The 12,312-nt window shown below is 41.4% G+C and carries 13 protein-coding genes, 2 pseudogenes and 1 other annotated feature; of the genes and pseudogenes, 8 read left to right on the plus strand and 7 right to left on the minus strand.

The genetic code is table 11. The annotated features are described in order from the left end of the window. Positions 1 to 428: 428 nt before the first annotated feature. Positions 429 to 1,055 carry an exonuclease domain-containing protein gene (locus LQ216_RS07720; RefSeq protein ID WP_230128570.1) on the minus strand — a complete coding sequence of 209 codons (627 nt, stop codon included), beginning with the start codon at positions 1,053 to 1,055 and terminating at the stop codon, positions 429 to 431. 178 nt (positions 1,056 to 1,233) lie between these two features. Next, positions 1,234 to 1,483, plus strand: a binding site (T-box leader). 50 nt (positions 1,484 to 1,533) lie between these two features. Here LQ216_RS07720 and brnQ point away from each other — a divergent pair. Further along, positions 1,534 to 2,868, plus strand: coding sequence for a branched-chain amino acid transport system II carrier protein (gene brnQ / locus LQ216_RS07725; RefSeq protein WP_230128572.1), 1,335 nt, complete (start codon positions 1,534 to 1,536; stop codon positions 2,866 to 2,868). Between the two features lie 117 nt (positions 2,869 to 2,985). Beyond that, positions 2,986 to 3,609, plus strand: coding sequence for a flavodoxin family protein (locus LQ216_RS07730; protein WP_230128574.1), 624 nt, complete (start codon positions 2,986 to 2,988; stop codon positions 3,607 to 3,609). Positions 3,610 to 3,713: 104 nt separating this feature from the next. Here LQ216_RS07730 and LQ216_RS07735 read toward each other — a convergent pair whose 3' ends face one another. Next, a complete protein-coding gene (locus LQ216_RS07735) occupies positions 3,714 to 4,175 on the minus strand; it encodes a methylated-DNA--[protein]-cysteine S-methyltransferase (protein WP_230128576.1) in 462 nt (153 codons plus the stop codon). A 20-nt stretch (positions 4,176 to 4,195) separates the two neighbouring features. Then, positions 4,196 to 4,762: a bifunctional transcriptional activator/DNA repair enzyme AdaA gene (locus LQ216_RS07740; RefSeq protein ID WP_230128578.1), complete on the minus strand. Its 567-nt coding sequence runs from the start codon at positions 4,760 to 4,762 to the stop codon at positions 4,196 to 4,198. Positions 4,763 to 4,941: 179 nt separating this feature from the next. Here LQ216_RS07740 and LQ216_RS07745 point away from each other — a divergent pair, with 179 nt between their 5' ends. The 4 genes from LQ216_RS07745 to LQ216_RS07760 all read left to right on the plus strand — a co-directional run bounded on the left by LQ216_RS07745 (position 4,942) and on the right by LQ216_RS07760 (position 7,822). Beyond that, positions 4,942 to 5,166, plus strand: a complete 225-nt coding sequence (locus LQ216_RS07745) for a YuzF family protein (protein ID WP_117308650.1) — start codon at positions 4,942 to 4,944, stop codon at positions 5,164 to 5,166. A 61-nt stretch (positions 5,167 to 5,227) separates the two neighbouring features. Next, on the plus strand, positions 5,228 to 6,118 hold the full coding sequence (locus LQ216_RS07750) for a manganese catalase family protein (RefSeq protein WP_117308651.1): 891 nt from the start codon (positions 5,228 to 5,230) through the stop codon (positions 6,116 to 6,118). Positions 6,119 to 6,205: 87 nt separating this feature from the next. Next, positions 6,206 to 6,694 carry an ABC transporter substrate-binding protein gene (locus tag LQ216_RS07755; protein ID WP_230128580.1) on the plus strand — a complete coding sequence of 163 codons (489 nt, stop codon included), beginning with the start codon at positions 6,206 to 6,208 and terminating at the stop codon, positions 6,692 to 6,694. Positions 6,695 to 6,778: 84 nt separating this feature from the next. Then, a complete protein-coding gene (locus LQ216_RS07760; RefSeq protein ID WP_290369248.1) occupies positions 6,779 to 7,822 on the plus strand; it encodes an ABC transporter substrate-binding protein in 1,044 nt (347 codons plus the stop codon). A 37-nt stretch (positions 7,823 to 7,859) separates the two neighbouring features. On the opposite strand, the gene LQ216_RS07765 is transcribed toward LQ216_RS07760, so the two are convergent. After that, complete coding sequence (locus tag LQ216_RS07765) at positions 7,860 to 8,225, minus strand: hypothetical protein (RefSeq protein ID WP_230128584.1); 366 nt, start codon at positions 8,223 to 8,225, stop codon at positions 7,860 to 7,862. 126 nt (positions 8,226 to 8,351) lie between these two features. Beyond that, entirely contained in the window at positions 8,352 to 8,786 is a 435-nt protein-coding gene (locus tag LQ216_RS07770; RefSeq protein WP_230128586.1) for a DMT family transporter, read from the minus strand. A 262-nt stretch (positions 8,787 to 9,048) separates the two neighbouring features. Between LQ216_RS07770 and tnpB the strand changes: the two are divergent. After that, a pseudogene (tnpB, locus tag LQ216_RS07775) lies at positions 9,049 to 10,234 on the plus strand (IS200/IS605 family element RNA-guided endonuclease TnpB). A 245-nt stretch (positions 10,235 to 10,479) separates the two neighbouring features. Here the strand turns inward: tnpB and LQ216_RS07780 are convergent. Next, positions 10,480 to 11,352, minus strand: coding sequence for an SDR family oxidoreductase (locus LQ216_RS07780; protein WP_230128588.1), 873 nt, complete (start codon positions 11,350 to 11,352; stop codon positions 10,480 to 10,482). 157 nt (positions 11,353 to 11,509) lie between these two features. Between LQ216_RS07780 and LQ216_RS07785 the strand changes: the two genes are divergently transcribed. Beyond that, positions 11,510 to 11,866: a helix-turn-helix domain-containing protein gene (locus tag LQ216_RS07785; RefSeq protein ID WP_290369246.1), complete on the plus strand. Its 357-nt coding sequence runs from the start codon at positions 11,510 to 11,512 to the stop codon at positions 11,864 to 11,866. A gap of 56 nt (positions 11,867 to 11,922) precedes the next feature. Here the strand turns inward: LQ216_RS07785 and LQ216_RS07790 are convergent. Beyond that, positions 11,923 to 12,213: pseudogene (locus tag LQ216_RS07790) on the minus strand (DoxX family membrane protein); the annotation flags it as partial. Between the last annotated feature and the right edge of the window lie 99 nt (positions 12,214 to 12,312).

Below are 12,312 nucleotides of genomic sequence, written 5' to 3' on the forward strand. Positions count from 1 at the left end.
TTCCCATCAATTACCCATTATAAAAAAACCTGTTAAGAGACTTTCTTCATCATACAGATATAAAAAAAAAATGTATTTATAATAAAATCCTTTGTTTTTGTAATTTTCAGTCTTATTTTAATGTGTTCTTTTTTATCTAAGGAAGTTGAGACTTTAGAATAAATTCTGTAACTGGTTATACTACTCTTCTCTAAAAAAAGATAAAAAAAAATCCCTTTAAAAACCCATACACATGAATGTGTTCAAAAGTTATTAAAGGGACTAACATAGTTTTGTCTAAATGTAATTATATACGTACTTCCCATCATGGACGGCCCGGATTCTTTTTTGCAATACCAGCCGCTCTATATAAGCTTCCGGCAACGACAAATATTCCGTTGTATCGAAAGGAAATGGGATTCACTTCTTGTTTAACTAACTATTAAAATTTAAGCTTTTCTTTTCTTCCAGCCCTCTCGTTTTGCTGCTGGCTGGTATCTTCTCATATGGCCATATGCAAGCACTTCTTTAAGATAAGGATCTCCCTGTGGATTGGTTTGTTTGAGCAATTCCATTAGGTATGTAATATCATCCATGGCTCTGTGTGATTGGTAATTGGTTATATTATGTGATTGCAGCAGCGTAAGAAGCTTGCCATTCGCAAAGCCATAGCTTTTCCACGGAATATTTCTCATCGTGCAATACCATTTGGCATCATTTATTTCCGGATACATATGGTAGAGAAAACTGCGGTCAAAAGAGGCGTTATGGGCAAAAACAGCGTCAGTTTGATTAAAGTAGGCTTTGATGTTTTCGTCCAGAAAGCTTTTGCCTTCCACTAATTCGAAAGGGATTCCGTGGATTTGATAGGCATTATCATAGTTTCTCCTTGCTGTATGGGAACTCGGTTCTCTTAAGAATGTATCCTGATTAATAATCTCTAAAATTTCTCCTGTATCTGGTTGAAAGGAAAATTGTTTCACAGCCAGTTCAATGATTTCATCAGTTGCCGGGCCTAACCCTGTCGTTTCAACGTCAACCAGCAATCCAAGCTTATTCTCTTGTGTCACGTTCATACCCTCCATATTTTTGTGTATATAGTTGGATTTTAACAGCTATTAACATATAAAACATCTAAACACACAAAAAAACACCGCCCATTATATGCCAATACCGTTAAATAATAATTGAATAATGTAAACTGTCAAAATATATTGACATAACTTTTTTTCTCTGATAGATTATCTGTAATAACAAAAATCAATGACGAGAAGAGTACGATAAGACCCCTGTTCCAAAGAGAATCGGTGTGTTGGTGGAAGCCGGTGTCCAGGACTTATCCGAAGATCATCTCTGAGATGCAAAGCTGAAATTAGTAAGCTTTGACGGGTTTTCCGCCGTTACTTTGGATCACGTATGATGGTACGTTGACTGAGAGCCGTGCGTCTTTTTTTATTATGCTGCGGAATAAGGGTGGTAACGCGAGCGCAAACTCGTCCCTATATATGGGGATGGGTTTTTTTATTTTTATATAATAATAAAGGAGAGATTGTAATGAGAAAAATGGACACCTTATTTATTGGCTTAATGTTATTTTCGATGTTTTTTGGTGCCGGAAATCTAATTTTCCCGCCTTTTTTGGGAGCCGAATCCGGCACTTCATACTGGCTTGCGATGGCTGGATTTATCCTGACTGGCGTCGGGTTGCCATTCGCCGTGTTGCTGGCTGTCTCACTTGTAAAAGGCGGCGTTCAAACGATCGGCAACCGTGTTCATCCCGTATTCAGCACAATCTTTATGGTCGTTATTTATTTAAGCATTGGACCTTTTCTGGCTATTCCGAGGAACGCCAATGTCGCTTATGAGATGGGTGTTACACCTTTCCTTGGCGAATCAATGAACTCATCTTTATTCTTACTTTTGTTCACGGCTGTTTTCTTTGGGCTTTCATTTATCATCAGTTTAAACCCATCCAAAATGGAAAGGTATATGGGGCGTTGGATCACCCCTGCCCTGCTTTTAGCAATGGTCGTCTTGTGTGTGGCAGGGTTTGTAAAATTAGATTCTCCACTGCAATCACCAACTGCTGCATATGAAGCCGGAGCCTTTTCCAAAGGTTTTATTGAAGGTTACAATACGATGGATGCCCTGGCAGCTTTGGCCTTCGGAATCGTCATATTGACTTCCATTCAACAAAGAGGCGTGCGCGACAGAAAGCAATTAACAAACTATACGTTAAAAGCTGGAGTCATCGCCGGGGTCCTGCTTTCACTGGTATATATCAGTCTTGGATTAATAGGCGGCAAGATGGCGGCAACTGGTTCGTTTGAAAATGGAACCGAAATCCTGTCAGCTTCTGCTACGCTATTATTGGGACAAAGCGGGACAACACTGCTTGGTTTTATCTTCACATTGGCTTGCTTCACGACCGTTGTCGGGTTAACCACAGCGTGCGGCCAGTATTTTTCAAACCTCATTCCAAAAGCAAGCTATAAAGCAGTTGTTCTCGCCGTTACGCTTGTTGGCTTCACGCTTTCGAACCTGGGCTTAGCCCAAATTCTTAAAGTATCTGTACCGTTCCTTGTTACGGCTTATCCGTTAACCATCGTGTTAATCGGCTTAACATTCTTCAACCGTTACTTTAAGGGTTCTAAAAAAGTATATGGCAGTGCGATGTTGTTTACCGGTGTCTTTGCCGTGATGGACGGATTGAGCGCGTTCGGATTGAAATTAGGACCACTGCAAACCATGAGTGATATCCTTCCTTTCTCATCAGTAGGATTGGAATGGATTGTGCCAGCAATAGTAGGGACCTTGATTGGAATGACGCTCAGTCGATTGAGTGGCGAAGTTCCGGCAATAGAGGAAACTGATGTGAAAGTTTCATAGTTTCAGTTAATGGCCATGCCCGCTTTGAGAGGGCATGGCCTTTTTACATGTAAAGTTTTTGAGAACCAACAATAGGGAAAGATAAAGGGTATACCCACTGAAGGAGTGAAAATGCCCATGACCCTTAAGGCTCTTGTGCTAAATTGCACGTTAAACAAAAGCCCGCAGGTATCGAATACGCGCGCGCTTATTAATGAAGCCATCACTATTTTCGAAGATAATGGCGTAACGACAGAAGTTTTAACAATGGCCGATTTCACGATTGATTATGGAATTACAGCTGAGGCTGTCAGTGATAAAGACCAGTGGCCCGAGATTTTTGAGAAAGTGAAAGAAGCGGACATCCTAATTATCGGATCGCCTATATGGCTCGGGGTACAAAGCAGTATTGCTACACAAACGATCGAGAGACTGTATGGCGGAAGCAGCTTGACCAATGAAAAAGGACAATATATTTTTTACAACAAAGTAGGCGGTGTCGTTGTCACCGGCAATGAAGACGGTGCTAAGAACGTTTCCAGTTATATCCTATATTCCTTATCGCATATCGGGTTTACCATCCCGCCAAATGTCGATACATATTGGGTGGGAGAAGCTGGACCCGGTCCATCCTTCATTGAAGCCAAAGGATACGAAAATGAATATACGATGCAGCATGTGAAAATAATGGCCTATAACTTAATTCATTTCGCCAAGATGTTAAAAGAACATCCAATTCCCACGGAAGGTAATGTTATTTAGTAGTGCTGATTAGATTTGGATGATAAATGTCCCGGTTTGGATACACCTTTTTTACACGATTGCAAAAAAACAGGCTGGATTCGCCTGTTTTTTTGTGTGGGAATTTACTCGCGAAAACTACCTTCATGCTGAAGCAGCCACTCTTTTCGCCACAAACCTCCAGCATAGCCGGTTAATCCGCCGTTAGAGCCAATAATTCTATGGCATGGGATGACGATCATTAACCTATTTCTTCCATTCGTAGCACCCACTGCCCTGATTGCTTTAGCATTTTCGATGGAGGTGGCGATTTCTTTATAGGAAACAGTTTCCCCGTAAGGTACCCTTGCTAATTCGGCCCATACCTTATTTTGAAAGGCAGTGCCATTGGTCATATATTTGAATGTAAACTCTTTACGCAAGCCTTTAAAATATTCATCTATTTGGTTATAGCACTCCCTGAGTATGGGAGTATCATCCTTCACTGCATTACAGTTTTCACTGAACAGAATCGATGTGATCGCTTCTTCTGTTCCTTTAATCTCAAGACTTCCAATGGGTGATTCATAATAGGTTGTATATGTCATGTGAGAACCTCCATCGAATGTCAATTGCGGATTTCTTCTTTATGTTTATTTCTATATTCAGTCGGGGAGCAGCCAAAATGGTTTTTAAATGCAACCGAGAAATGAGATGAGCTATTGTATCCTAAAGAAAGGGCAATTTCTGTGACTGTATCGGTATGATTCAAAAGCAATTCCCCTGCTTGCGACATCCTTTTGTTTGTCAGATATGCTAGTGGAGAAACGCCTATTTTCCTTTTAAATACCCGTTGAAGATGGTACTTGCTCATCCCAACCCTTATAGCAAGGCGATCCAGGGTAATGGATGCAGTGTATTCGCGTTCAATCATTGTCTTAGCCGCTTCGACGGCAGCTTCTTCATAAGGGTGTACCAAATCCGGCCTGCAGCGTTTGCATGGGCGAAACCCTTCTTCTATCGCCAAACTAGAAAGTGAAAAATAACGCACATTACTTTTAAGAGGCGTTCTTGATTTACAGGAAGGCCTGCAAAAAATACTCGTGCTCTTCACAGCATAAAAAAAGACACCGTCATAGGTTTTATCACAGGATCTTATAGCATCCCAAAGTAATTCCTCATCCAAAGTGTGCATTCCGCACCTCCCCTTACTCTTCATTTATACCATCACAAAAGGATTATGACATTCACATTCTTGCTTTCTAATTCTCAGGGGCTTGATTCCTTTTTATGAATTTGAACTAGACAAATCCCCAATGATGCACAACTGTCATATAATGCACCGAGCAAAAGAAATATAGAGGAGCGGTTAACATGAATGATACTACCTGGAACCTGAGTGATCCATACGTTTTTCAAACTTTATCGTCAATTGTAGGTGCAAAGGTTGCCGTTCAAACAACACGCGGTTCTGTACGAGGAACCTTAAAGAATGTACAGCCGGATCATATTGTCGTTGAAATGGGAGGCAATTCTTTTTTCATTCGAACCCAGCAAATCATCTGGGTTGTTCCTAATCCTAAACTAAAAATGGAATAATACAAACTTCCCCCGACATAATGATTGATGTAGGCGTAACCTAATATATCGGGGGGATTACATGATTAAACGCGTCAACAGAATCCAAATTGAGCTACCAAGACCGGAACATGGTGATTTGAATGCAGCGTCTTACGTACAAGAATTAATGGGCGGAAAATTCGGGGAAATGTCGACGCTGAATAACTATATGTTTCAATCCTTTAACTTTCGGGGCAAGAAAAAATTAAAACCGTTTTATGATTTAGTAGCGAGCATAACTGCCGAAGAGTTCGGGCATGTGGAACTCGTCGCCAATACGATTAATCTCCTATCATATGGAGAAACTTACCCGGGAGATCCAGACACAGCACCCCTGCAAGAGGGCTTAGACAAACGATATTCTCTCTACTATACGACAACTGCTCAAACAGCTTATCCCGGTGATTCGATGGGCAGGCCATGGAACGGAGAGTATGTTAATAATACAGGAGTTTTAGTTGCGGATTTACTGGCTAACTATCTGTTGGAAATCGGCGCGCGGACTCATAAAATGCGGGTTTATGAAATGACCGATAACCCTACCGTAAGGGAACTGACAGGATACCTCTTGGTTCGCGGCGGCACACATATCCTCGCATATGCCAAAGCCCTTGAAGTAGCGACCGGCGTTGATGTCGGAAAAATGATGCCCGTTCCAAGACCTGATAACTACAAATTTGATGCGGCTAAAAAATTCATGGATCAAGGCTTGTACAATGTTCTTTACACATGGGGTGAACCTGAGTATCGAGACATCAGCATGATTTGGAAAGGCAGGAATCCTGAAACCGGCGAGCCATTAAGGGTGATTGACGGAATGCCGGAAGGAGCACCTGTTCCTGACTTTGAAGAAAAGCCTGAAGAATTTGCTCCTGGCATTGACAGAGATGATTATGAAAAAATTCTAAAAAGGTTAATGAGCAATCTATAAAAAGAACTGCCTGCCGGACTTATTTTCCTGCAGGCTTATGTGGTGTTAAGCATACTCTCGATACCCCGGAAATAAGGAGGATAAGAAATGAATGAGCTCGATGCTGTACCGGATCAAATTCCTGCGGGGATGATTTATGTAGTTGACCCTTCTCCGCTAAATTGGCTGTTTGTTTTGTTTAACACGATGGAGGAACCAGTTCGGGCAAATCCACAAGGGAATATCGTACCATCATTAGCAACAGAAGCAAATTGGTTGAATCCTTATACACTTGAATTGCGATTGAGAAAAGATGTTTTCTTCCATGACGGAACTCGCTTTACCTCAAAACATGTGAAAGAAAACTTTGAGGAACTCCAGCGTTGGACAGCGCCGCACCCACCCGGTACCTGGTTGAATTTCCACGAGGATACACGGTGTGAAGTAATTGATAACGATACGGTTCATTTCATTTTTCCATCTCCTGATGGTTTAGCTGTCAGTAAAATGCGCGCTTTTCATATCGGAAATGAGCTTTTTTGGAATTCTATTGGATTCGGATATGCCCGTAACGGAAGTGGGGAAGGTCATTGGTGAGTCCTTGACGCTCCGGGCCCGTGGGGTACCGCACCATTTGTATTAACAGAAGGGTTTTCTTCAATAGATAATCAGATTGCCATTATAAGCAAGAAGCCGTTTGCTTGTACTTGGCTTACCGAAGCCGAAGACCGGACGCCATATGTACGCTTGGAGGCCAATCCACATTATTGGAACAAAAAACGGGGACCGCGTTTGCAGCGTGTTGTGTTCAGAAATGATCTATCCCCTGCAGAGGCTATGGAGCTTTGCATCCGATCAGAGGGTCAAGTGGATATCGTTACAGATGTAGCTCCCTCCGCTTCCTCTCGAGTCATTTCATCCTCTTATGCAAAACTGATTGCCGTGGATGCCAACCATGTTCTGGCCGGCACATTCAACCATTTTGTGAAAGATATTCCTTTTCATGACAAGCGTTTGAGGGAGGCATTCAATCTATCAGTAAATCGGGACCATTTAATAAAAAAAGGATTCTTGGGCTATGCAAATCCAATCGCCGCCATGACACCTTCGTGGGCAAAGGATTTCCCAGAAGACCTCGAGCCAAAGCCATATAATCCTGCCAAAGCGAGGCAATTATTTAAAGAAGCCGGCAGCTGGCCATCCGGCAGAAAATTGGAGATTGCCGCTACTGAAAGATATACTGACGCAGCAAGATTGATTGGATATGATATAGAGAATACTTTAGATATTGGCGTAAAGATAAAAATCATCCCCGAGTATAACAAGAACAGCTGGCTTCGTGTATCAGCAGAGAAGAAATTGCACCCTAATTGGGACATAATGCTTGCAGATGTATTTGCTAGCTTTTCTGAAGGAACACCTGCATTTATCCATCGGGAGTTTTTCGGATTTGACGGTTCCTATCGTACAGGTCCACCTTTACCTACATTTGACCGATTATTCGCCAAAATGGCTGCTCAGACCGTCCCGGACGATTTAATCCAAAAAGCTAAACAGATTGACACATACGTATATAATGAATCATTGGCACTTTTCCTGGTTGCACCAAAAAAACTGTACGCAGTGAACCGCCATGTGCAATTTCAATCGTACCGGACGACTTTTGAGTTAGCAGAGACTGCGGTTAGCAACATGCATTGGTCCAGAATGGATAATCTCATATAAAAGACAGGAATTAGCGAAATTCCTGTCTTTTTAAAGCTTATTTTGGGATGGCTCCCATTCCCTCTAAAATGATTTTTGCATCGGCACTTAACTGATCCACAAAATCTTTTCTTAATATCAATTGTTCTTTTCCTTTGATTGTAACTTTAATGGATCGTACATCAAACTTTGCGGAATATGTATTGATTGTGCTGATTGTCGCCATCTCCGCCCTTGTTAAAGGTACATAACCAGATTCAGTGTTGCTTGTCAAAATCTGGAGCAATTCCCTTGCATTCCCTTTCAACAGATTCCTGTTTGCCTGCAGTACGTCCAAATTCTCTTCGATATATTTTCTTGTAGTGACCAAATCAAGCTCATCAACAGACTTATTTATTTTCGCTATTAATTCTTTAATTCCCATCGCTGTATCCCCTCTTATTTGTATCCTATCTTTAATTTATCGGTTTAAAGTAAAAAAATTAAAGAGGATTTGATAAGAGAATTTTTATACAGAACGATATTCCATTAAATATCTCTACTTTCTGCTTCATTTATGGTTATACAAGTACAGGGAAACGAATAGCAAAAGGATTGCTGTTGATTTCTTTACGTCAATGGGGACTCTTACGCCTCCTAAAAGGCCGAAATGATCAATAATCGCCCCGATTAGAATTTGTCCGGCAATTACGGCTACCATGGCTGGCGCCACACCGATCTTTGGAACGACAAGCACCATGACAAATACATAAAAAGCGCCCAATATCCCTCCGATCAATTGCCATTTTGGCACGCTCGAAACTGCCAGGATATTGCCCTTACCCAAAAACAAAACGGCGAAGAACAAGACAAGAGTACCGATTACAAAAGATATAAAAGATCCTTCTATCGCACCCACTTTCTTGCCCAGCCCACCGTTTATTTGAGCTTGAAAGGCAACCGCCATTCCACCGGCTAACGCAAGTAACGGAAAAATGATTTTCACAGGCTCTAATCTCCTTATCTTCTGAAAAATTCTAATTAAGGATATTATACTCCAAAGATAAAAATAAAGGCTGGTTTACAGATATCCCGAACAAGAAATCCCACTCTTTAGGGGTGGGATGAAAGTGAGGTCGAACCAGGCCTATCTTTAGACACGTTCATGGTTCGATTTTTTCTTTTTTAAGGGCGTATACGTTGTTTAAGAACACTTGTTCTGATAAAATAAACCTGCCATCATCTTTTGGGAAGGGAGGCTAATACCATTGAACATTCATAAAGCTTATAAATTTCGGTTGTATCCAACGGATAAACAAGCCACTTTGATTCATAAAACCATCGGGTGTTGCCGTTTTGTGTTTAATCAAGCTTTAGCCAAACAAGATAAAAAGAACGCCTATTGGTATATCGTACACGAGATGGTTCAAAACGGACAGCTGACCGAAAATAGATGGAAATCGGAATTTTTTAATGCTTCAAACGCTCAAAAGGAACTAATCTCCATGAAGAAAGAAATAAAATGGTTAAACGAAGTGGATCGGGCCGCTCTTCAAAGCACGCTTCAAGACTTAGGGAAGCATTTTATCATAAATCAAAAGGAAAGCCCCGGTTTAAAAACAAAAAGAACAACATTCAATCCTATAAGGCCAAATGCAACTATAACAACGGCATAGGAAGCGTTCGTATGGAACGCATGGGAAATAAGGATTTTCTCCTTTTGCCGAAAATGGGATTAGTGAAGGTTGCGAAGTCCCGTGAAGTGAGAGGAAAAATCCTTTCTGCCACGGTTCGAAGGTCGGCTACAGGCAAATACTTTGTATCGATTCTAACCGAACAAGAAATAGAAACGATACAAACTTCCATGTTTGAAATCGGAATAGATGTGGGTCTGAAAGAATTTGCGACATTTTCGGATGGGACCGCGATTTCTAATCCTAAATGGTTTCGTTCACTGGAAGAAAAACTGGCAAAGGCTCAAGCGTCTCTCTCCAGAAGGAAATTGGGCAGTTCCAATTGGCATAAACAACAACGGAAAGTGGCAAAAATCCACGAAGACATCACGAATGCCCGACAAGACTTTTTGCATAAACTCTCTTCTTCGCTGGTTCGCGAAAACCAAGTGATGGCGATTATGATTTGCGTGTGAAAAATATGTTAAAAAACAGGAAGTTAGCCAAAGCCATTTCAGAAGTGTCCTGGTCTGAGTTCCGTAGAATGCTAGCATACAAGTGTAAATGGTACGGGAAACATCTAGTGGTAGTAGGTTCTCATTTCCCTAGTTCGCAACGATGTTCCAGTTGTGAAAAGAAAAACAAGGCCGTTAAAAACCTTTCGATTAGAGAATGGACATGTGAATGTGGGGCTCATCATGATCGAGATCACAACGCAGCCAAGAACATTCTAAAAGAAGGGATAAGACTCCTAACCGCTGGACAAGCGGGGATAGCCTAATGGATAGCAAGTAAGTAACACCGCTGTCTTTTTTGAGCCAAATGTTCAAACGACATAGGAAAACTCATGGTAAGAAACCCTGTCGAGAGATATGGCGACTTATGGCATGTGGGAAAAAAAGAATCCCACTGCTTTAGCTGTGGGAGTGTCAAAATTTGAGTAAAGCAACCTATCTGGTTTTTTCGGCAGAAACCTATTGATACGTCAAAAGGGAGCCGAACTGGCCCCCTTTTTCAGAAAAATATTTATTTTTTCAAAAATTCCGTGATACTTTCATGGATGGAAGTTGATTTTCTACCGATCAGTTTCTCCAGATCCTTGGAAGTGTTGCCTTCGTTTCCACTTGCAATCGCCTGATAAAGAGCAACCTGGAAGTGGGCAAGCCCTTCAGGAAGGCCAGCATCGATCATTCCAGACAAAGCTTCAGAATCTGATACGGATTGATGAGTCACTGTTTTTCCCGAAACATCGGAAAGAATTTGAGCCAGGTCATCATAGCTCCAAGTTTCTGAAGAGGCCAGATCATATACTTTGTTTTCATGTCCATCCTCAGCAAGCACAGTTGCGGCTGCTAACGCCAAATCATCGCGAGTTACTGTATTAATCCTTCCTTTTCCGGCTGAAGTTACGATCACACCACTGTCAATAAACGCTTGGAGACCCGGATTGACAAACACTTCTTGATAGAATGCATTTCGTAAAATAGTATAGGCAACACCGGAAGCACGAAGAGTATATTCAGTTGCTAAATGTACATTGCCTAATGGAGGAAAAGCTCCTTTATCTGCAAAAGCGAATCCTGTATAAGCGATATGTTTTACTCCTGCCTTCTTAGCCGCTTCAATCGCATCAACATGCTTACGAATCCGGGCTACACTGTCATCTTCCGGTGTTGATATTAAGAGCAGCTTTGAAGCCCCGGCAAAAGCCTTTTCAAGTGACGCCGGATCCTCATAATCACCAAAGCGGACTTCGATCCCCTTCTCGGCAAACATGGGCGCTTTCTCAAGATTTCGCACACTGACAGCTATTTCACTTGCAGGCACTTTAGTAAGCAAGTGTCCGACAACAAGCTGGCCTAATTCGCCGGTTGCTCCGGTAATCACGATTTTTGACATATGTCAGTCATCTCCTTATTTGATTAATATTTAATTTACTTGCTTTAATTCTCAAGCATAATCTTATATTATGTTATTAGCTTACTTTTTAAAAGTAGGCACATTTTTATGACATAGTCACAAAAATAGTACCGTTAAAGAAAGTGAGGGATTTTTCATGGCTCGAATTCGATTGCAAGGAGAACTTCCGCCCGGCCAGGAAGGGATTTGTCCTGTTACACATACACAAAACATGATTGCGGGAAGATGGAAAATCATCATCCTTTGGCATTTAAGTAAGCAAACAAGAAGGTTCAATGAACTTCAAAAGCTGTTACCCGGCATATCGAAAGGAATATTGACCCGCCAATTAAGGGAATTAGAACAAGATGAACTGGTACACAGGGAAGTGTATAAAGAAGTTCCTCCGAAAGTGGAATATTCGTTAACTTCTACAGGAAAAAGTTTCATTCCAATATTGGATAGTATGGGCGAATGGGGGACTAAACATTTACAAAATCAGAAAAAAAGCTAAAGCCTGTTTATTGCAATTTCTTGCTAAACAGGCATTTGTCCAGCTATGACTACAAATCAAAAATTACCGCATCGAGTGAAATAGCTCCGGGACCAGTCAGCCAGATCCCTAATGCGAACAGCAATCAAAACTACATTATATTCAATACCGCTATTGTCGGAAAACAAACCATTTTTCGCGTGAACCTTTACAATAGCGACAAGCATCGGAATAATAATTAAAATTGCTGCCAGAGGTGTAAGAAATCCTAAAAGGAGAAGAATACCACCACCAAACTCACTTAAACCTGCTAAAAGGGCCATAGTTTTACCGGGTTTTATGCCAATTTGTTCGAAAAATCCGCCTGTCCCTTGAGGACCGCCGCCACCAAACCAGCCAAATAATTTTTGAGAGCCGTGGGCTCGTAATAAAGTCCAACAACCAGTCTTATAATAAAGATTCCTAAG

Source organism: Bacillus sp. CECT 9360, from assembly GCF_918741275.1.
Taxonomy (GTDB): domain Bacteria; phylum Bacillota; class Bacilli; order Bacillales; family DSM-1321; genus Peribacillus.

Excerpts from the sequence above, each read along its gene's own strand:
- LQ216_RS07765 (WP_230128584.1), bottom strand. The coding sequence starts at position 8,225 with ATGGGAATTAAAGAATTAATAGCGAAAATAAATAAGTCTGTTGATGAG.
- LQ216_RS07740 (WP_230128578.1), bottom strand. The coding sequence starts at position 4,762 with ATGCACACTTTGGATGAGGAATTACTTTGGGATGCTATAAGATCCTGT.
- LQ216_RS07735 (WP_230128576.1), bottom strand. The coding sequence starts at position 4,175 with ATGACATATACAACCTATTATGAATCACCCATTGGAAGTCTTGAGATT.
- LQ216_RS07730 (WP_230128574.1), top strand. The coding sequence starts at position 2,986 with ATGACCCTTAAGGCTCTTGTGCTAAATTGCACGTTAAACAAAAGCCCG.
- LQ216_RS07750 (WP_117308651.1), top strand. The coding sequence starts at position 5,228 with ATGATTAAACGCGTCAACAGAATCCAAATTGAGCTACCAAGACCGGAA.
- LQ216_RS07745 (WP_117308650.1), top strand. The coding sequence starts at position 4,942 with ATGAATGATACTACCTGGAACCTGAGTGATCCATACGTTTTTCAAACT.
- LQ216_RS07785 (WP_290369246.1), top strand. The coding sequence starts at position 11,510 with ATGGCTCGAATTCGATTGCAAGGAGAACTTCCGCCCGGCCAGGAAGGG.
- LQ216_RS07780 (WP_230128588.1), bottom strand. The coding sequence starts at position 11,352 with ATGTCAAAAATCGTGATTACCGGAGCAACCGGCGAATTAGGCCAGCTT.
- brnQ (WP_230128572.1), top strand. The coding sequence starts at position 1,534 with ATGAGAAAAATGGACACCTTATTTATTGGCTTAATGTTATTTTCGATG.
- LQ216_RS07720 (WP_230128570.1), bottom strand. The coding sequence starts at position 1,055 with ATGAACGTGACACAAGAGAATAAGCTTGGATTGCTGGTTGACGTTGAA.
- LQ216_RS07755 (WP_230128580.1), top strand. The coding sequence starts at position 6,206 with ATGAATGAGCTCGATGCTGTACCGGATCAAATTCCTGCGGGGATGATT.